A 16,309-nucleotide genomic window follows, 5' to 3' on the forward strand; every position below is an offset into this window, starting at 1 on the left:
TTTCAAGGAGTAGAGAAACAATGCCAAAAACGCAGCAGCAACTTAATTTAGAAAAACTAACCTATATACCCGCAGGGAGTGTGGTCGATGTTGAAATAATAACTGCGACAGAAAGTAAGCGTGTCAAAATTGAATTTATTGGTTTACTTAACGAGCAGTACATCATACTTAACTATCCCCCTGCAAAACGTTTGCCGAATGCGGGTGACTTTATCAAAGAGGGGATTATGGTGATTGTTCGGGCTGTTTTAGAAAGCGGGGGTGGGCAGGTTATTGCATTTCGTCAGCAGATAAAAGCCGTTGCTTCACACCCTTGTCGATTGATATTTTTACATTTTCCCCAACAAGTACAACTCTTTAGCTTGCGCAGCGAAGCGCGGATCCCCACTTTGTTTCCCGCCAAGCTTGTTATAGATGAACAGGTATATGAAGGCGTAATTAAAGACATTTCACTTGCCGGTGTGCAATTTGAGATTAACAGCGAGGCCGACCTTAGTCATTTGAAAGCACAAGCGTGTCAGGTGGTGCTCAGTAAACGTGAATTTACAGGCAAGGTATGCAGAGTCCGCAAACGAGAGTCGGGCTATCAGTTGGGTGTGCAGCTCAATACCAGTGAAAATGAAATGAACGTCTTTATGAAAGAGCACCTCATAGACCTTTCGGTATTAGAGATAACGAGTTAACGAGCATTGATTCGCCATTTTGCAACAAAATGACTGTTTTTCACTTTTTCTCTAAAAATTAATCAAAAATAATCGATATAAATATATAAAACCCATTTAAATCAGATGATTAAGCGTTAAAAATATTTTTATTTTTTTTGAGGCGTGTTGCCATTCATCTACGGTTTAGCCCCCACACGCAATATTTTCTCTGTTTTAGTGACAAAAAACGGCAGATGTCTCTGTTTTTGCTTTTTTAACTTATTGATTAATAGATAAAAAATTTTCTCACCTCATTGCTTGTTGCTAAAAAGCAACAAAATAACAGCCAGTTTTCCCCTAATTTACTAAAAAAAAAACTTAACCTCATGATTTATAGCGTTTTTTAAACTTTGGCATTGAAGTTGAAATAGTTAAAGCGAACACAGAGAAAGTTGATTTAGGAATTAGTCCTCTATCGCAGTTTAGACAACATTGAAGGAATAGTGATTATGAAAACGTTACACAAAACATGTGCACTTATTGCCCTTGTCGCTTCATCAACTGCATTTGCAGCGGTGGATTTTGAAACGCTAGATGTCGATGGCGATGGAGCAATCAGTAAAAGCGAAGCATCTGTAAGCTCACCGTTAATGAGCCAGTTTAAAGAGCTTGATACCGATGGTAATGGCGAACTATCAAAAGAAGAGTTCGCGAAAGCATAATTTCAGTGTAAGGACACATTGAAAAGGACTTCTTACTTAAAGCTACTATTTGAAGGATTACATTATGAACACAGTATATAAAACATTAGCCCTTGTGGCACTTATCTCTTCATCAGCCGCATTTGCGATGAGCGATTTCGAAACGCTAGACGTTGATGGCAATGGCGTTATTAGCCAAAGCGAAGCATCCGTCGATGCAGAGCTAATGAGTAAGTTTAGCGAATTAGACACTGACGGTAACGGTGAGTTATCAAAACAAGAGTTTTCAAAAGCTTAATGAAATTAAGCAAGCCAAGTTATCTAGCTGATTAGTTCTGAGCTGCCAAAGACAGCCTAAATGGATAAGGGAATCCATGACAAAGAACAACCAGGAGCGTGTGATCAGCTAACACTTTTTTAGTTAAATATTGAAGGAATATGATTATGAAGACAGTAAATAAAACACTAGCCCTAATTGCACTTGCATCTTCTTCAGCTGTTTTTGCTGCCACTGACTTTGATACATTGGATGTAGATGGCGATGGCGTGATAAGCAAAAGTGAAGCATCAGTCGACGCAAAAATCATGTCACAATTTAAAACACTGGATGTCGATGGTGATGGCGTACTGACTGAAACAGAGTTTTCAGCGGCCGAGTAACAAAGCCAATTTCCACTAAACAGGGATCTCAGAAACGGACTTCACTCTTTTCAAATTTTGAGGCAGTTATTATGAAACACATCAATACAACATTGGCTATTTTAGCATTAGCAACGTCATCAGCAGCGTTTGCTCAGGGCGTCAGTTTTTCTACATTTGATACCAACGGCGATGGCGTGATCAGCAAAGAAGAAGCATCAGTAAATATGCAGCTTGAAAAACTATTTCCTGAGCTTGATAGCGATGGTAACGGAGAGCTTTCAAAAGAAGAGTTCGCACAGATTCAATAGGTTCGTAACCAGAGACTCTGGTTAACTACTTTCACTTCAAGAGTCGTAAAGCAGCCGTCATGGCTGCTTTTTTATTTTCATGTTTTTGGTCTATAAGAAAATAGCACTGACTTGGAACAGCTTTTCAACAACCGTGATGTGTTTCTTGTCGATTAGGAACATGATCACATGGTCACCCGACTGAATCACCGTATCATCATGAGCAATGAGTACATCGTCATTACGCACAATTGCACCAATAGTGGTACCTGCGGGTAGCTTGATATCGGCAATCGCGCGGCCAACAACTTTCGATGTATGTTCATCGCCATGGGCTACGGCTTCAATTGCTTCAGCCGCGCCTTTACGTAATGAATAAACGTTAACGATATCACCGCGGCGAACATGCGTTAACAGAGCTGAGATAGTCGCTTGTTGTGGTGAAATGGCAATATCTATTTCACCGCCTTGAACGAGGTCAACATAGGCGCCGCGTTGGATCAGCACCATGGTTTTTTGTGCGCCCATGCGTTTAGCAAGCATGGCCGACATAATGTTTGCTTCGTCGTCGTTTGTAACAGCAATGAACACATCAACTTGTTCAATGTGCTCTTCTGAGAGCAGTTCTTGATCAGAGGCGTCACCACAGAACACAACGGTATTGTCGAGTAACTCAGAGAGCTGTGCCGCACGTTCTTTATTACGCTCAAGAAGTTTAACACTGTGATTTTTTTCTAGTGAGCGCGCCAAACCTGCACCAATATTACCCCCACCTGCAATCATGATTTTCTTGTATGAGCGTTCAAGTTTTTGCAGCTCATTCATGACCGCTCGAATATGTTTTGTTGCGGCGATAAAGAACACTTCATCGTCAGCCTCAATCACGGTTGTGCCGAGTGGTTTAATTGCTTTACCTTGTCGGTAAATTGCTGCTACACGGGTTTCTACATTGGGAATATGTTCTTTCAATGCCGACAGTGCATACCCAACTAATAAGCCACCATAGTAAGCTTTTACTGCAACCAGTGATAACATACCATCAGCGAACTGCAGCACTTGTAAAGCACCCGGATAGTCTATTAATCGACGAATATACTTAGTCACTAAGGCTTCTGGAGCAATGTAGTGATCAACCGGTAAGTCGTCATTATGGAACAGCTTTTCGCGGTACTTTAAGTATTGCTCTGAGCGAATACGCGCAATTTTGGTGGGCGTATTAAAAATACTGTAGGCGACTTGGCAGGCAACCATGTTCACTTCATCTGAACTGGTTACCGCAATAATCATATCGGCGTCTTCTGCGCCTGCGCGACGCAGCACATCTGGGTGAGCACTGTGACCAGTAACCCCCTGTAGATCGTACTTATCTTGCAGCTCGCGTAAGCGGTTACCGTCGATATCAACCACTGTGATCTCGTTTTGCTCACCAACGAGGTTTTCTGCTAATGTGCCGCCGACTTGTCCGGCACCGAGTATGATTATTTTCATGGTGTATTCTTATGAATGTTTTTTAACTAGCTTTGCATAGTAGAAACCATCGCTCTCACCCGGTAGCAATTGCAAGCCAGGTAACGTTGGAGTATCGTTTTCATGCAGTGGTATATGCTCTGCATTGCTGTTGTTAGCAAGAAACGTGGCAACTTGTTGCTGATTTTCTTGTGGTAACATTGAGCAGGTTGCATACACTAACGTACCACCCGGTTTAAGCAGAGGCCAGATACTGTTGAGAATATCACCTTGTAAGTGTGCAAGGTCTTCAATATCTGATGCTCTACGCAACCATTTAATATCAGGGTGGCGACGAATAACACCGGTGGCAGAACAAGGCACATCAAGTAAAATTCGATCGAACTGCTTTTCGTCCCACCAAATATGCGGCTGTGATGCATCGGCACACTGCAAATCAGCGGCAAGGCCAATACGTACTAAATTTTGTTTTACACGCTCTAAGCGTTCACTGTCGCTATCTAGTGCTAATACATCGGCATCAGCAAGCTCCAAAATATGGCAGGTTTTACCGCCTGGCGCTGCACAGGCATCAAGAATCAGCTCATCATCTTGTGGATCTAAAAAACGTGCTGCTAACTGCGCCGCCGCATCTTGAACAGAGCATGCACCTGTTTCAAACTCAGGTAAAGAAAATACATCGCATGGCTTGGCAAGTTTAATACCATCTGGAAAATCAGCATTGAGGCTGTGTTCAATGTCATTTGCTTTGAGCATGTCGCTGTATTCTTGCGTGCTATATTGTGCTTGATTTACACGTAACCACATTGGAGCTTGTTGTTGGTTTGCTTCAAGAATATCTTGCCAGTTATCAGGGTAGGCTGCTGTAACGTGCTTAATAAACCACCCTGGATGGTTGTATTGGCAAACAGGGATTTGCTTGGCTTTTTCTTCAAGCTCGGCTTGTTCACGTTGGAAACTTCGTAAAATAGCGTTGATTAAGCCTTTTAAACCTAGCGCACGCATTTGTTGTAATGCATTAACGGTTTCACTGATAGCGGCATGCGGTGGAACACGCATATGCTGAAGTTGGTAAATACCCACATACAGCAAGAACTGAAAAATACGGCGCTTGCCTTTTAGCGGTTGATCTAAAAGTTGCTGACAGTAATTTTCGAGGCTAGGTAAATAACGCAGCACACCGTAGCAAATTTGTTGTAGTAAGGCTTTATCTTTTGGCGATAAACCTTGGCTTGCAAAGGGCAATTCTTGGTTTAACGATGCACCTTTATCAACCACGTTATACAGAGTTTCAGCAGCAAGTGCTCTAACATTACTCATTGTTTTGCCCTAATACTGAGCCAGGTTCAACCCAGTCGCTGCGGCCATTTAAAAAATCGCTCACTGCCATTGGTTTTTTGCCTTGGGGTTGAAGTAGGGTGATCTTAAGTGCATCTTGACCGCAGGCAACGGTAATACCTTGCTTATCAGCGGCGATAATTTTACCTGCTTCAGCGGTGTGAGAGACGATTTCAGCCTGCCAAATCTTTACCGTTTGACCTGCCATTTGGGTAAAGCAAACAGGCCATGGATTAAAGGCGCGAATATTACGCTCAATTTGTGCTGCGTCCTGGGTCCAATCAATGTTTGCTTCGTCTTTAGAGAGCTTTTTCGCATAATTGGCAAGATTGTCATCTTGTTTTTCAGGTACTATCTCACCGGCAGCAAGGCGGTTTATCGTACTAATGAGCGCATCAGGTCCAAGTGCCGCAAGCTTGTCGTAAAGTGAACTGCTTGTTTCTGCGCTATCGATTGGACAGCGACTAATATGGAGCATATCGCCGGTATCTAAGCCTTCATCCATCTGCATTATGGTTACGCCAGTTTCACTGTCGCCAGCCCAAATTGCACGTTGAATCGGTGCTGCACCGCGCCAACGCGGTAAAATCGAACCATGAACATTTAAGCAACCAAGGCGAGGTGTCTCTAAAACTGCTTTAGGTAGCAATAAGCCATACGCGACCACAATCATGATGTCGGCGTTAAGGGTTTGTAGCTCAGCGAGCGCCTCATCTGACTTAAGAGACTCAGGTTGAAAAACGGGTAAATTATGAGCAACAGCCAGCTCTTTTACTTCGCTTGCTTTTAGTTTTTTACCGCGACCCGCAGGGCGGTCTGGTTGGCTGTACACGCCAACAATGTCATGCTCTGAATCAATCAGTGCTTGTAAATGGCGCGCAGCAAAGTCTGGCGTACCAGCAAAAATAATGCGTAATGGTTGTGTCACAGAAATTCCTATCGATAAACTTATTATTTAGCAGCGAGCTTTGCTTCTTTTTCAAGCTTTTTACGGATACGTTGGCGCTTTAATGGTGATAAATAATCAATAAACAGGGTGCCTTTAAGATGATCAAGCTCATGCTGAATACAAATAGCCAGTAATTCATCAGCATCTAAACTGAATGCTTCGCCATGTTCGTTAAGCGCTTTAACAGTGACTGTTTCTGCACGGTCAACTTTCGCATATGAATAAGGAACAGATAAACAACCTTCTTCGCTCACTGTTGAGCCATCTTTTTGAGTTATTTCTGGATTAATTAATACCAGTGGTTGGTCACGTTCTTCAGAGACATCGATGACCACGATTCGCTGGTGGATATCTACTTGCGTAGCTGCTAAGCCGATACCGTTTTCGTCATACATCGTTTCAAGCATATCTTTGACGATTTGACGAACTTCGTCGTTTACTTCTGGTACTTCTTTCGCGATTGTACGTAAACGCTCATCCGGAAATCTTAAAACTTCTAACCTAGCCATAGTTACCTTTTACACTTGTGATTCATTTAGGGTATTGTATGCTCTTATTTTAGCCATTCGTGTTCACCTTTAACAGGTTTTGGTTGATAATAATCTAAAAACAACACAAGGAAGCCAAATGAGACATCCATTAGTTGCGGCTATGTTAGCCATTAGCTGCGCTTTTACAGCATCTGCTGATGTGTTAACAATAAAAAAAGATGCTCCAAAACAATATGTTGTGAAAAAGGGTGATACGCTTTGGGACATTTCTGGCGTGTATCTCAATGAACCATGGCAATGGCCTGATTTGTGGCAAATGAATCCGCAAATTGCTAATCCACATTTAATCTACCCCGGTGATGCGCTCACTTTAATCTACGATAAAGATGGAAATCCGCGTCTCGTGAAGAATGCGCGCTATAAAAAGCTGTCTCCTGAAGGGCGAATAACTCCGAAAGGTAAGCAAGCCGTACCGACTTTACCCCTGGAATTATTGCGTCCTTACTTAAGTTATGAGCAGGCTATTAGCGCGGATGTGATTGCTGAAAAACCGTATATCTTAGGTGCCAGCGTTAATACTAAAATGAACACGATGGATCATATTCTGTACGTAAAAGGGGACTTAAACCTAAATGAAGCGTATGCAGTATATCGTAAAGGCTCTGAGTTAATTGACCCGACTTCACAAGAAGTGTTGGCTAATAAAGCAGAGTTGGTCGCCATTGTGCGTGCATTTAGAAGCGGTGATGTTGCTAACGGGATCCCGGCTTCAGTGAAAATTGAGTTGATTAAACAAGAAATTAGACCAAATGATTTCTTGATGCCAGCAATGGATGGTCAATTGCTGCCGGCATACTTCACAATGAAACGCCCTGATACCACAATGAATGGCACAATTATTTCGTCTGCCACTGAACTTCGTGAATTTAGTACAATGGATATTGTTGTGCTAAATTTAGGGTCAGACCAAGTTAAACCAGGTTTTGTACTTGATATTCAACGTCAGTCTCCAGAAGTGTTTGATGGCGCAAATGGTCCGCGCTATCGCGAAGATTCAACCAGCCTTGAAAAGTTAATCACTGATACGAATGACTTTTTAGGTGTAGAGGCGGACGAAGACAGTAAAGTATGGCATATGCCAAAGGAGAAAGTCGGTGAGCTAATGGTATTTAAGGTTTACGATACCGTCAGTTATGCACTGATTGTAAAAAATCAGCATCCTATTAGAGTTGGAGATTATGCCGTCATAAACTAACTCCTCTGAGGACGCTCTAAGGAGGGAGCATGGAACAGTATTCAGGCAAGCTAGCTCACTGGCTTGCCTTTTATTTATGTAAAGGGATAGGGGTTAAAACCCTTATAGCGCTAAGCCAAAAACACGAACTGAGTGAACTCTTCGCTCTGACTAACGCACAATTGCAGAGTTTAGGCTTAACACAAAGCCAAGCTAATAACCTCACCAATACCGATTGGCATCAGGTTGAACATTACCAAACCCTTATTAAGCAACAGCAATTAACTGTAATTTGTTACTTTGATGATTGCTATCCGCCTTTATTGAAACACATTGCCAGTGCGCCTTTACTGTTATTTTGTTTGGGTAACGTTGCATTATTATCGTCGCCACAAATAGCAATAGTGGGCAGTCGCAATGCAACGCCTACGGGGTCAGAGATTGCCGCTGAGTTTGCGCATCAGTTGTCATTACTCGGTATGACGATAACGTCGGGTATGGCGCTGGGGATTGATGGAGCAGCGCATAAAGGGGCTTTAGCGGGAAGTGGTAATACAATTGCAGTGCTCGGGACGGGGCTTGATATTACCTACCCTAAACGTCATAAATTATTAACTAAGCACGTGGCAGAACGCGGCTTGTTGGTGTCGGAGTTTTTGCCAGGAACCGCTGCCAATGCGACAAATTTTCCGCGTCGTAATCGCATTATCTCTGGTTTGTCATTAGGGGTATTAATTGTAGAAGCGCAAATAAAAAGTGGCTCTTTAGTCACTGTGCGTTATGCCTTGGAGCAAAATAAAGAAGTGTTTGCAGTACCGGGGTCAATTAAGAACCCTCTCTCAGAGGCGAGTCACTTTTTAATTAAGCAAGGTGCTAAATTAGTTGAAAATGTGAGTGACATTCTTGATGAAGTGAGCTTTTTTTGTGAAAACAGTCTATATAATATAGAACAGCCTATTGCAGATGAACTCGACTGCCCAGTGTTCAAAAGTATAGGGTTTGAGGTAACCAGCGTGGATGTAATAACTCAACGCAGCCAACTACCAATCGATGAAGTACAAGCTCGGTTACTTGACCTAGAGCTCGCCGATAAAGTCGAACGAGTGCTAGATGGTTATATAAGACTTGGAGGACATAAATATGTTTGACATCCTCATGTATCTTTTTGAAAACTATATCCATAGCGAAGCTGAAATCTTCACGGAAGAAAACGAGCTCACCGATGAGTTGGTGCGTGCTGGTTTTAACAAACCTGAAATCTACAAAGCACTTGATTGGCTTGAGCAGCTCGCAGATCTGCAACAAAGTGATGTGCGTCCTTATTTAAATGCGCAGCCACAACATGCTACGCGCATCTACACAGATAGCGAATGCCAAATGTTGAGCACAGAATGCCGAGGCTTCTTAATGTTTATTGAGCAAATCGGTGTCATCAATACAATAACCCGTGAAATGGTTATTGATAGATTGTGCGCCCTTGATAAACCATTTATCCATTTAGAAGATTTAAAATGGGTGGTGTTAATGGTGCTATTTAATGTGCCCGGCTCAGAGCAAGCATATGCGCAAATGGAAGACCTGATCTTTGACGAACCAGCCGACGTGCTTCATTAATGCATTGCCGCTGGCAGAGCATGGTGGCTCGTCGCTTTCGACTTTGCTTGTATCTTTGCTGAGTTTGGGTATATTAAGCGAAAATTAGCCAGCCTCACAGGAATCTTATGAGTAAAATCGACCATTCTCTTTTTTCTGCAGATAAACATGCGTTAGAAAAAGAGTATGAGGTTTGCCCTAAATGTGGTTCTGAATTGGTTATGCGACACTCTAAATCAGGCCCATTTTTAGGGTGCGCCAGTTACCCTAAATGCGACTATATTCGCCCACTTGCTCATCATGACAGCCAGCAAATTAAAGTACTCGAAGACAGTGCATGTCCCGAGTGTACTAGACCGCTTGTGATCAAGAATGGTCGTTACGGTATGTTTATTGGGTGTACAGGCTACCCTGACTGTCACTACATAGCGCATGATGAAGATGCTAACGATGCACCCACTTTACCCGCGTGCCCTAAGTGTAAAAAAGGGCAGTTGGTTGCGCGTAGCAATAAATTTGGCAAGACCTTTTATTCCTGTGACTGCTACCCTCGATGTAAATACACACTGAACCATAAACCCGTTGCTCAGGTATGCCCAGCGTGCCAGTGGCCTGTTATGACTGAAAAGAAAATGGCCTCGGGTGTTGTGCTACAATGCCCTCAGAAGTCGTGTATGCACAAGCTTATAGAATCTTAATACACTCGTTATTTGCTTAAATTAGGAGAGTTTCTTTGTCTGATCCTGTTGCTCAACCTGCCAATGCCATTGATGCATTACAACAAGGCGGTGTGATTGTTTACCCAACCGAAGCAGTATTCGGTCTTGGCTGTGACCCTGATAATCAAGCTGCTGTAGAAAAGCTACTAGCAATCAAACAACGCCCCGTTGAAAAAGGCTTAATTTTAATTGCTGATAATTATGGTCAGTTATTAAAGTATGTTGATGATGCTAAGATCCCGATGGATAAACGTGCTGATATTTTTTCGCAGTGGCCGGGTGCAATTACATGGGTCATGCCAGCGGCAAAAGAGACACCTAAGTGGTTAACAGGCCAGTTTGATAGTATTGCTGTACGTGTCACTAATCATCCAACTGTTAAAGCCCTTTGCCAGCAGTTTGGTAAACCAATGGTTTCAACCAGCGCAAACTTAACCGGCCAGCCTACAGTGATGAGTATTACGCACGCTAAAAGTGAGTTCGCTGATCGTGTTGATTTTTATGTCGATGAGCCACTCGGTGGCAATAGTCAACCTAGTGTGATTAAAGATGCAATGACCGGCAAAGTATTCAGAGGATAAACATGCAAAGCGAGCTACTCCAACACGTAAAAACATACCTAATGGCCCTACAAGATAGCATTTGTAAGGGCCTTGAAAACGCCGATGGCAAAGCAAAATTTGTTGAAGATAATTGGCAGCGCGAAGAAGGCGGCGGTGGTCGTACGCGGGTGATTCAAGGGGGAGATGTTATTGAGCAAGGAGGAGTCAACTACTCGCATGTATTTGGTGCTTCAATGCCAGCATCAGCGACGGCTCATCGTCCAGAACTTGCTGGTCGTAGTTTCCATGCGTGTGGTGTATCGCTGGTGATCCACCCAAAAAACCCACACATTCCAACTAGTCACGCTAATGTACGCTTTTTTATTGCTGAAAAAGACGGGGAAGCGCCTATCTGGTGGTTTGGTGGTGGTTTTGATTTAACACCTTATTACCCTGTTTTTGAAGATGTACAGCATTGGCACCAAGTTGCGCATGATTTATGTCAGCCGTTCGGTGACGGTGTTTACGATAAATATAAAACCTGGTGTGATGATTATTTCTACTTAAAGCACCGCAGTGAAACTCGCGGAGTAGGTGGTTTATTTTTTGATGACCTAAATGAGCTTGGCTTTGAGCAAAGCTTTGCTTTCATGCAAGCAGTTGGTAATGGGTTCTTAGACGCTTATTTACCTATTATTGAGCGTCGAAAAGAGACACCAACAACAGAGCAACAGCGAGATTTTCAACTTTATCGCCGCGGCCGTTATGTCGAATTTAATTTAGTGTGGGACCGAGGCACCTTATTTGGTTTACAAACCGGCGGGCGTACAGAGTCTATTTTGATGTCGATGCCACCATTAGCGCGCTGGGAATATAACTATGTACCTACGGTGGATAGCCCTGAAGCGAAGCTATATCAATATTATTTACGCCCACAAGCATGGCTTAACACAACAGAAGAAGCGCTTATTGCTCGTCAGTGGCAGCTTTAATCGAGTGCTGAAATAACTCTAAACAACTTTGCGTTGTCATTATCTACGGTGGTGACAACGTTTTTTCTGCTTGGCAGCTCTGCCAAAATGCTAAATAAAATTTCGCTTTTCAAAATAGCCAGCTCATGCTCAGAAGTCTTAATGGGAGCACTGATTTGCGTTAGACACTTTGTGTTATCACACGCATAAAAGTCGAGCTTCACTTCATAAAATTCAGGGTGCTGAATCAATGTGTCAAAGCCTTTTATAATGAGCTGTTCATAATCATCACTTTTAGTTGTTTTATCTGAAGTAAGCAGTGAGTTGGCAATAAACTGAATATCATCGTGGTAAAGCAGGTCGTTTGAGTAGGCCGTTTCAGTGAAGGGATGTGAGTCTCGAGAGAATGAAGCATACAAAACGGCAATAAGCCCAGCACACACTAAACCTGCACACACTAAAAGAGTAGGGGTATATTTCATTTAAACGTCCATATCTGTCGCGAAATAGTGTTCTCTACTCTATCAGTTGTGCATAAAGTGCGCAATTTAGCTTAATTTAAAACGCCTTACTTGCTCATCTAAAGAGCGTGCTAACGAGACTAACTCTTCACTGACTTTTTGATTTTCATGGGCATCAACCAAGGAATGTTCGGCATTATCACTAATCGCGACAACACTTTGGTTTATTTCTTCTGCGGCTAAATTTTGCTGCTCTGTGGCATCGGCAATTTGCACGTTGAGTTGGTTTATTTCACTCATCTGTGCTGAGATATCACGCAGTGCTTTTGCCACTTGTTTTACTTGCACAGCCCGCTCATCGGCTTCTGCACTCGAATTATTCATGGTATTGACCGTTTGTGCCGCCTCGTGTTGTAACTTATCAATAGTGCGGCGAATTTCGTCTGTTGAGTCGTGTGTTCTATTCGCCAACGTTCTTACCTCATCAGCAACAACCGCAAAGCCTCGTCCAGCTTCACCTGCACGTGCCGCTTCAATGGCTGCATTCAAGGCCAGTAAATTGGTTTGCTCGGCAATGCTGCTGATCACTTCAAGAACTTTACCAACATCGAGGGTTTGCGCTTGCAATTGTGATACTTGATCTGCGGCTGCTCTTACATCTGCTGCAAGCTGATTAATACTCAGCTCGGTGTGTTCCGCTACTTCTAAGCTTTGCTGTGCAAGTTGGTTACTGTGTTCTGATTTTTCAGACGCAAAGTGAGTGGTATTTTTCACTTCACTTGATGAGCTTTCAAGTTCATTTATCGCAGCAGCCACTGAGTCTGTGCCTTGTTTTTGCTGCAATATGGCTTGCTCTGTGGCGTCGGCCGAAGCATAGATGCTCTCGGCAGAGTGGATCAGCACTTTAGATGAATGCGACACTTGCGCAATGTTGTCTTTAAAGGCGCTAATCATGTGGTTAAAGCTGGTGGCCAATGAACTTAACTCGTCATTGTGGTCATCATTAATATTGAGGCTCAAATCTTTATTGGTGGTTGCTAAATGCATGGTATGACTGATGATTTTTAATCGTTTTATAAAAATCTTTCTGAATAACATGGCCAGTAGCATAAAAGCAGCAATAAAAATGGTTGATAACAATAAAGTATTCATCAAGGTGTTTTGTGACACTTCATGCTCAATATCAGCCAGTGAATAACTGATTTTTACCACCCCAAGAACATCACCTTCCTGTGCTTGATGGCACCCTAGACAGTTCGTGCCTTTATAATCACGTGTTGCAAACATGGGTTTTAAGTAGGTCATGGTGCTGTTGTTTTTATCGATATACAGTGCTTCGGTGCCTTTTAATGCATCGCGCTCAGCGTCAGTATTCGCTGTTTGGTTCGCATTTCCGGGGCCGTAGAGCTTATTAACAATAGCGCTGCGGATAATGTGCGCGTCTTCAATGTTTTCATGGCTTCTTAATTTATTACTCAGAATTTCTCTGTTTGCCATTGTGCCTGTTAACATCATGGTATTGATAGAGTCAAAGTAGTTATCGGCTAGTAACTTAATATTACTTTCAACGGTATCTTGCGCGAGGGCTTGTTGCTGCTGAGCACTGCTAAATATGCTGGCAAATAAGACCAGCACACCAGTAATTGCAAGCAATGTATAAATTTTAAATTGGATAGACTTCACTTTACGACGCTTCCACTAAACTAAGGAAAGAGTATTATCTTTATTTAGAAAAAGCGTATATTGATATAGCTCAAGCTTAGCTAATTAATGTTGATTGATCATGTGGCTGGCAAGCTGTGAAAGAGACTGTCTTAACCCTTCACGCAATAAAGGATTATCGATTTCGATATCCAGCGTTTTATTCATACAATACATCCATTGATCACGTAGGTCTTGATCAATTGGGAATGGCATGTGACGCTTTCTGAGCATCGGATGACCGTATTTCTCTACGAAGAGATCGGGGCCGCCTAACCAACCGGAAAGAAATTCAAAAAACACTTGGCGAATTCTATCAAGTGGTTGTGGATGCATATCATATAATGGTTTGGCGTATTCATCACAGGCCATTATGTCGTAGAATCGGTTTGCAATGGCACGAGCACCGGCTTCACCACCAATAATTTCGTAAGGTGTTTTTTCTGGCGTGGGTGTTTCAGGCTCTGCTTTCGATTTAGAAAAAAGTCGTTTAATCATAATATTAATAAAGCTCTACAAGGCAAAGAGGTTGCTTCACTATGGATAAATACGCGGTTTTTGGAAATCCAATAAAACACTCGAAATCACCCGCAATACATAAACAGTTTGCGACCTCATTAGGTGAGCAAATTGATTACAGCGCCATTTTAGCACCAACCGATGCATTTGAAAAAACCGTATCACGCTTTTTCGCTGCGGGTGGCAAAGGTGCTAATGTTACTTTGCCTTTTAAAGAGCAAGCGTATGCAATGGTTGATGAACTAAGTGAACAAGCGAAAGTCGCCGGTGCGGTAAATACGATTAAACGCCTTGACGATGGTCGTTTATTTGGCGACAACACTGACGGTATAGGTTTAGTGAAAGACTTACTGGCTAATAATGTCACGTTAAAAGCAAAACGGATTTTGTTGATTGGTGCCGGCGGTGCAGCACGTGGCGTAATTCAACCTCTTTTAAATGAGCGTATCGCGACGTTGATCATCGCGAATCGCACTGCCGAAAAAGCACATATGTTAGCTTCTATTTTTGCAGATCAAGGAGATGTTAAAGGGTGCGATTTAGATGAAATACCGAATGAACACTATGATATCGTGATTAATTCTACTTCGAGCAGTGTTACAGGTGACTTACCCGGTATTGCTCAAGAGCATGTCGCTCACTGCTCATGTGCCTACGATATGTTTTACGCCAATCACGCCACCGCATTTATAAGCTGGGTTAAAGCCGTTAATCCTAGCTGTATTACACTGGATGGCAGTGGCATGTTGGTTGGACAAGCCGCACAAGCTTATTATATATGGCGTAATAAAATGCCAGAAATACTGCCCGTGGTTGCTGCATTAAAAAGTGGAGAACTCGCATGAACCAAGCGATTCAATTTATAGATAGAGTTGAATACAAGGCACAAGACAAACTGCTTGTGTTTTATGCACAAGTCAGTGGAATGATGGTCGAGTGTGTTATCGACACGGATAAATATGATTTTGCTGATCAAAGCGGCGCGATCAATTACTTTGAAACACACCGCTTTGACTATGAAGAACTGGCCGAGCAATTAATAGAAGACGAGCAGTACAACTCGGCAGGACAAATAGTATTAACAGAGGTCTTTTAACTCTCTGCAATATATTCATCTTTAAGTTGCACATAATTGTCAGCAGATAACGTTAAAAAGGCACGCTCTTGCTCAGTGAGAGGGCGAGCCTGTTTGACAGGGCTTCCGACATATAAGTAACCAGACTCTAACCGCTTATTTGGGGGGACTAATGAGCCTCCACCAATAATTACATCGTCTTCAACGATAGCGTTATCCATAACAATGGCACCCATGCCAACAAGGATACGGTTGCCTAGTTGGCAGCCATGTAACATCACTTTATGTCCAACAGTGACATCATCACCAATAATAAGTGGATAACCGTCAGGGTTTGACTTACTTGCTCGGGTAAGATGAAGAACACTGCCATCTTGAATATTAGTACGCTCACCGATGCGTATATAATTAACATCACCACGTGCTGCAACTAAAGGCCACACACTGCTGTCTTTGCCAAGCGTGATATCACCGACTAAAACGGATGATTCATCAATATAAACACTGTTATCAAATGTAGGAGTGATCCCTTTATAAGAACGGATAGTCATAAATTCACCTTAAATCGTCAAAATGCGCTAGCTCTAGTGTAACAGTGAAGTAAGAAAATTCACTAAAAGGCGCTAAAGTTGATTGTTAAACACTCAGTTTTAGGGCGTTTAGCTCAAAAGCTGAGCGAACAGTGCGTTTTTTTAAATTTTATTGAAAAAAGTGCTTGCGTAAAAAATCCATCTCCCTATAATGCGACCCCACTGAGACGGGAGACAGCAACGAAAGACGCTGAGCAACGTAGCAGAGAGTTAAGTAAAACTTCGGTTTTAAATCTTCAAAAGGAAGTTTAAAATTAAGTGTTGACTCTAAAAAATAAGGATGTATTATACGCATCCCTAGCGACGAAGTCGCACTGTTCTTTAACAATATAAAGCAATCATCTGTGTGGGCACTCGTACAGATTGAGTTCTAACAGCGAAGCTA

At 42.5% G+C, this 16,309-nt stretch carries 22 protein-coding genes; 14 read left to right on the top strand and 8 right to left on the bottom strand.

What is annotated here, in order from left to right; translation table 11 throughout:
* The first annotated feature begins 20 nt into the window (after window positions 1-20).
* The 5 genes from JIG41_RS16790 (at window position 21) to JIG41_RS16810 (ending at window position 2,295) form a co-directional block, all read left to right on the top strand.
* A complete protein-coding gene (locus tag JIG41_RS16790) occupies window positions 21-683 on the top strand; it encodes a flagellar brake protein (RefSeq protein WP_199525123.1) in 663 nt (220 codons plus the stop codon).
* A 470-nt stretch (window positions 684-1,153) separates the two neighbouring features.
* Entirely contained in the window at window positions 1,154-1,366 is a 213-nt protein-coding gene (locus JIG41_RS16795; RefSeq protein ID WP_036973672.1) for an EF-hand domain-containing protein, read from the top strand.
* Window positions 1,367-1,430: 64 nt separating this feature from the next.
* On the top strand, window positions 1,431-1,643 hold the full coding sequence (locus tag JIG41_RS16800) for a calmodulin (RefSeq protein ID WP_199525124.1): 213 nt from the start codon (window positions 1,431-1,433) through the stop codon (window positions 1,641-1,643).
* Between the two features lie 146 nt (window positions 1,644-1,789).
* Entirely contained in the window at window positions 1,790-2,005 is a 216-nt protein-coding gene (locus JIG41_RS16805; RefSeq protein ID WP_036973670.1) for a calmodulin, read from the top strand.
* A 71-nt stretch (window positions 2,006-2,076) separates the two neighbouring features.
* Window positions 2,077-2,295, top strand: a complete 219-nt coding sequence (locus JIG41_RS16810) for an EF-hand domain-containing protein (RefSeq protein WP_036973668.1) — start codon at window positions 2,077-2,079, stop codon at window positions 2,293-2,295.
* A 90-nt stretch (window positions 2,296-2,385) separates the two neighbouring features.
* Here JIG41_RS16810 and trkA read toward each other — a convergent pair whose 3' ends face one another.
* Genes trkA through def form a run of 4 tightly spaced genes read right to left on the bottom strand, consistent with a single transcriptional unit; the run spans window position 2,386 to window position 6,537 of the window.
* On the bottom strand, window positions 2,386-3,762 hold the full coding sequence (gene trkA, locus JIG41_RS16815; protein WP_036973666.1) for a Trk system potassium transporter TrkA: 1,377 nt from the start codon (window positions 3,760-3,762) through the stop codon (window positions 2,386-2,388).
* Window positions 3,763-3,771: 9 nt separating this feature from the next.
* Window positions 3,772-5,061 carry a 16S rRNA (cytosine(967)-C(5))-methyltransferase RsmB gene (gene rsmB, locus JIG41_RS16820; protein WP_199525125.1) on the bottom strand — a complete coding sequence of 430 codons (1,290 nt, stop codon included), beginning with the start codon at window positions 5,059-5,061 and terminating at the stop codon, window positions 3,772-3,774.
* Entirely contained in the window at window positions 5,054-6,007 is a 954-nt protein-coding gene (gene fmt, locus JIG41_RS16825; protein WP_180311265.1) for a methionyl-tRNA formyltransferase, read from the bottom strand. The genes rsmB and fmt overlap by 8 nt, the downstream gene beginning before the upstream one ends.
* Before the next feature lie 23 nt (window positions 6,008-6,030).
* Window positions 6,031-6,537: a peptide deformylase gene (gene def, locus JIG41_RS16830; RefSeq protein ID WP_036973660.1), complete on the bottom strand. Its 507-nt coding sequence runs from the start codon at window positions 6,535-6,537 to the stop codon at window positions 6,031-6,033.
* A 118-nt stretch (window positions 6,538-6,655) separates the two neighbouring features.
* Between def and JIG41_RS16835 the strand changes: the two genes are divergently transcribed.
* The 6 genes from JIG41_RS16835 (at window position 6,656) to hemF (ending at window position 11,599) form a co-directional block, all read left to right on the top strand.
* Entirely contained in the window at window positions 6,656-7,774 is a 1,119-nt protein-coding gene (locus JIG41_RS16835) for a LysM peptidoglycan-binding domain-containing protein (protein WP_036973657.1), read from the top strand.
* Window positions 7,775-7,803: 29 nt separating this feature from the next.
* On the top strand, window positions 7,804-8,901 hold the full coding sequence (dprA, locus tag JIG41_RS16840; RefSeq protein ID WP_199525126.1) for a DNA-processing protein DprA: 1,098 nt from the start codon (window positions 7,804-7,806) through the stop codon (window positions 8,899-8,901).
* Window positions 8,894-9,367 (top strand): DUF494 family protein, encoded by a 474-nt coding sequence (locus JIG41_RS16845; protein WP_065978270.1) that lies wholly within the window; start codon window positions 8,894-8,896, stop codon window positions 9,365-9,367. Before dprA ends, JIG41_RS16845 begins: the two co-directional genes overlap by 8 nt.
* Window positions 9,368-9,474: 107 nt before the next feature.
* Window positions 9,475-10,044, top strand: a complete 570-nt coding sequence (locus JIG41_RS16850) for a type I DNA topoisomerase (RefSeq protein WP_199525127.1) — start codon at window positions 9,475-9,477, stop codon at window positions 10,042-10,044.
* Between the two features lie 35 nt (window positions 10,045-10,079).
* Window positions 10,080-10,646: an L-threonylcarbamoyladenylate synthase gene (locus JIG41_RS16855; RefSeq protein ID WP_036973653.1), complete on the top strand. Its 567-nt coding sequence runs from the start codon at window positions 10,080-10,082 to the stop codon at window positions 10,644-10,646.
* A gap of 2 nt (window positions 10,647-10,648) precedes the next feature.
* On the top strand, window positions 10,649-11,599 hold the full coding sequence (gene hemF, locus JIG41_RS16860; protein ID WP_199525128.1) for an oxygen-dependent coproporphyrinogen oxidase: 951 nt from the start codon (window positions 10,649-10,651) through the stop codon (window positions 11,597-11,599).
* Here hemF and JIG41_RS16865 read toward each other — a convergent pair.
* The 3 genes from JIG41_RS16865 to JIG41_RS16875 form a co-directional block, all read right to left on the bottom strand.
* Window positions 11,596-12,060 (bottom strand): hypothetical protein, encoded by a 465-nt coding sequence (locus tag JIG41_RS16865; protein ID WP_074989751.1) that lies wholly within the window; start codon window positions 12,058-12,060, stop codon window positions 11,596-11,598. The two genes, hemF and JIG41_RS16865, sit on opposite strands and share 4 nt — an antisense overlap.
* Window positions 12,061-12,126: 66 nt before the next feature.
* A complete protein-coding gene (locus JIG41_RS16870; protein WP_036973649.1) occupies window positions 12,127-13,722 on the bottom strand; it encodes a methyl-accepting chemotaxis protein in 1,596 nt (531 codons plus the stop codon).
* An 84-nt stretch (window positions 13,723-13,806) separates the two neighbouring features.
* Window positions 13,807-14,238 (bottom strand): group II truncated hemoglobin, encoded by a 432-nt coding sequence (locus JIG41_RS16875; protein ID WP_036973648.1) that lies wholly within the window; start codon window positions 14,236-14,238, stop codon window positions 13,807-13,809.
* Between the two features lie 41 nt (window positions 14,239-14,279).
* Between JIG41_RS16875 and aroE the strand changes: the two genes are divergently transcribed.
* Both aroE and JIG41_RS16885 read left to right on the top strand, forming a co-directional pair.
* Window positions 14,280-15,104 (top strand): shikimate dehydrogenase, encoded by an 825-nt coding sequence (gene aroE / locus JIG41_RS16880; RefSeq protein ID WP_199525129.1) that lies wholly within the window; start codon window positions 14,280-14,282, stop codon window positions 15,102-15,104.
* On the top strand, window positions 15,101-15,355 hold the full coding sequence (locus tag JIG41_RS16885; RefSeq protein WP_036973646.1) for a DUF1488 domain-containing protein: 255 nt from the start codon (window positions 15,101-15,103) through the stop codon (window positions 15,353-15,355). Before aroE ends, JIG41_RS16885 begins: the two co-directional genes overlap by 4 nt.
* Here the strand turns inward: JIG41_RS16885 and JIG41_RS16890 are convergent.
* Window positions 15,352-15,885 (bottom strand): gamma carbonic anhydrase family protein, encoded by a 534-nt coding sequence (locus JIG41_RS16890; protein WP_036973645.1) that lies wholly within the window; start codon window positions 15,883-15,885, stop codon window positions 15,352-15,354. The two genes, JIG41_RS16885 and JIG41_RS16890, sit on opposite strands and share 4 nt — an antisense overlap.
* Before the next feature lie 78 nt (window positions 15,886-15,963).
* On the opposite strand from JIG41_RS16890, the gene JIG41_RS16895 reads away from it, so the two are divergent.
* Window positions 15,964-16,176 carry a hypothetical protein gene (locus tag JIG41_RS16895; protein ID WP_199525130.1) on the top strand — a complete coding sequence of 71 codons (213 nt, stop codon included), beginning with the start codon at window positions 15,964-15,966 and terminating at the stop codon, window positions 16,174-16,176.
* Window positions 16,177-16,309 lie beyond the last annotated feature (133 nt).

Source organism: Pseudoalteromonas sp. bablab_jr011 (genome assembly GCF_016464045.1).
In the GTDB taxonomy this organism is placed as follows: domain Bacteria; phylum Pseudomonadota; class Gammaproteobacteria; order Enterobacterales; family Alteromonadaceae; genus Pseudoalteromonas; species Pseudoalteromonas lipolytica.

Excerpts from the sequence above, each read along its gene's own strand:
- JIG41_RS16790 (WP_199525123.1), top strand. The coding sequence starts at position 21 with ATGCCAAAAACGCAGCAGCAACTTAATTTAGAAAAACTAACCTATATA.
- JIG41_RS16795 (WP_036973672.1), top strand. The coding sequence starts at position 1,154 with ATGAAAACGTTACACAAAACATGTGCACTTATTGCCCTTGTCGCTTCA.
- JIG41_RS16800 (WP_199525124.1), top strand. The coding sequence starts at position 1,431 with ATGAACACAGTATATAAAACATTAGCCCTTGTGGCACTTATCTCTTCA.
- JIG41_RS16805 (WP_036973670.1), top strand. The coding sequence starts at position 1,790 with ATGAAGACAGTAAATAAAACACTAGCCCTAATTGCACTTGCATCTTCT.
- JIG41_RS16810 (WP_036973668.1), top strand. The coding sequence starts at position 2,077 with ATGAAACACATCAATACAACATTGGCTATTTTAGCATTAGCAACGTCA.
- trkA (WP_036973666.1), bottom strand. The coding sequence starts at position 3,762 with ATGAAAATAATCATACTCGGTGCCGGACAAGTCGGCGGCACATTAGCA.
- rsmB (WP_199525125.1), bottom strand. The coding sequence starts at position 5,061 with ATGAGTAATGTTAGAGCACTTGCTGCTGAAACTCTGTATAACGTGGTT.
- def (WP_036973660.1), bottom strand. The coding sequence starts at position 6,537 with ATGGCTAGGTTAGAAGTTTTAAGATTTCCGGATGAGCGTTTACGTACA.
- JIG41_RS16835 (WP_036973657.1), top strand. The coding sequence starts at position 6,656 with ATGAGACATCCATTAGTTGCGGCTATGTTAGCCATTAGCTGCGCTTTT.
- dprA (WP_199525126.1), top strand. The coding sequence starts at position 7,804 with ATGGAACAGTATTCAGGCAAGCTAGCTCACTGGCTTGCCTTTTATTTA.
- JIG41_RS16845 (WP_065978270.1), top strand. The coding sequence starts at position 8,894 with ATGTTTGACATCCTCATGTATCTTTTTGAAAACTATATCCATAGCGAA.
- JIG41_RS16850 (WP_199525127.1), top strand. The coding sequence starts at position 9,475 with ATGAGTAAAATCGACCATTCTCTTTTTTCTGCAGATAAACATGCGTTA.
- hemF (WP_199525128.1), top strand. The coding sequence starts at position 10,649 with ATGCAAAGCGAGCTACTCCAACACGTAAAAACATACCTAATGGCCCTA.
- JIG41_RS16865 (WP_074989751.1), bottom strand. The coding sequence starts at position 12,060 with ATGAAATATACCCCTACTCTTTTAGTGTGTGCAGGTTTAGTGTGTGCT.
- JIG41_RS16875 (WP_036973648.1), bottom strand. The coding sequence starts at position 14,238 with ATGATTAAACGACTTTTTTCTAAATCGAAAGCAGAGCCTGAAACACCC.
- aroE (WP_199525129.1), top strand. The coding sequence starts at position 14,280 with ATGGATAAATACGCGGTTTTTGGAAATCCAATAAAACACTCGAAATCA.
- JIG41_RS16885 (WP_036973646.1), top strand. The coding sequence starts at position 15,101 with ATGAACCAAGCGATTCAATTTATAGATAGAGTTGAATACAAGGCACAA.
- JIG41_RS16890 (WP_036973645.1), bottom strand. The coding sequence starts at position 15,885 with ATGACTATCCGTTCTTATAAAGGGATCACTCCTACATTTGATAACAGT.